Consider the following 1,351-nt stretch of genomic DNA (forward strand, 5'->3'; position numbering starts at 1 on the left):
GGCCAACCTGGATCGGGCGCGCGCGAAGTTCGATGTCGCACAGCAAGACGTGGAGAGTGCGCAACAGCGCGTCAACTATTTCGAGACGGAACTCACCTCAGCCCGCACCGGAGTTTTCATCGGCGAGTCCTATAACGATGCCCCCTTCTCGATGCAGCGCATTCGGGAACTCGATCAGCGCCTGGCGGAACTGAATGTCGACGAGCAGCAGATCAAAGGGCGCATCGCTCAATTCGATCGGCAAATCGATGCCGAGCGTCTGCGCGTTAATCGCCTGACGTCCGCGACGCTTAATGCCCGCGTCCCCGGCCTCGTCTGGGATATCCTGGTGGACGATGGCGCGTACGCACGGCGTGGGCAAGACCTGGTCAAGCTCGTCGACTGCAATAGCCTCGTCGTCACCGCGGGCGTATCCGAATCGCTTTATGACAGCCTCTCCGTCGGCGCGACGGTTCAGTTTCGGCTGTTTGGCGACGAACGAATTTTCGACGGAACCGTCACCCGGCTCGGCGGATCTGGCGCGTCGGCGCTTTACGCAAACCTTGCCGTGGGTCCGAGTCCGCAGCATCTGCAACGCTTTGACGTAACGGTAACGGTGCCGGGCCTCGCACAGCAGCCGGATCTTGGCTGTGCCGTCGGTCGCACTGGACGTGTTGTGTTTTCGAGCGGCCCAATCGCCCAATTCCGTCGCTTTCTCACACGGTACGGCTTTTGATGCTTCTGCTATCGCCACTCCTTGCTGCCTTAGCGGGAGCCGCCCTCATCATCGGGCTGCGCCTGACGGTCCTCCCACTGCTTAACCCAAGCCGATGGTACTGGCGCACCCTTCTGCTTGGACTGGCGGCAATTCTCTCTTGGCGCTACGTGATATGGCGGTTCACCGAGACACTGGTACCACTTGACTGGACTGCGGACGCATTGGTCAGTTGGGGCTTCGCAGCGCTCGAGGGCCTGACTGTCCTCTCCTCGTCAATCGCATTCGTGATCCTCTCGCGGGTGAAGGAGCGCACGGCAGAGGCAGACGAGCACGCTGAATGGTGGTCATCTGGAGAAGCGCCAAACGTGGACATCTTCATCACGACCTACAATGAATCGCTTGAGATACTCGAGCGGACAATCATCGGGGCCAAAGCGGTGCGATTTCCAAAACTTCGCGTCTTTGTCCTTGACGATGGTCGCAGGGACTGGCTCCGGCAGGCCTGCGAGCGGCACTCTGTCGGATACATCGCGCGCTCCGACAACGCGCATGCCAAGGCGGGAAACATCAACCACGCGCTTGCCGCGCGTGTCCAGGATCCGGATCGACCGGATTTTGTCGCCATCCTTGATGCGGATTTCGTTCCACATGTCG

General features: G+C 60.4%; 2 protein-coding genes. Both read left to right on the forward strand.

Annotated features, from left to right (window positions below; translation table 11 throughout):
• Nucleotides 1–715 (forward strand): HlyD family secretion protein (locus CQ12_RS30235; protein WP_198164289.1); only part of this gene is annotated, 715 nt, incomplete at its 5' end.
• The coding region (locus CQ12_RS30240) for a glycosyltransferase (protein ID WP_157088576.1) at nucleotides 715–1,351 on the forward strand (637 nt) is incomplete at its 3' end. The genes CQ12_RS30235 and CQ12_RS30240, both read left to right, overlap by 1 nt.

Origin of the sequence: Bradyrhizobium jicamae, from assembly GCF_001440395.1 — a bacterium.
Lineage (GTDB): Bacteria > Pseudomonadota > Alphaproteobacteria > Rhizobiales > Xanthobacteraceae > Bradyrhizobium > Bradyrhizobium jicamae.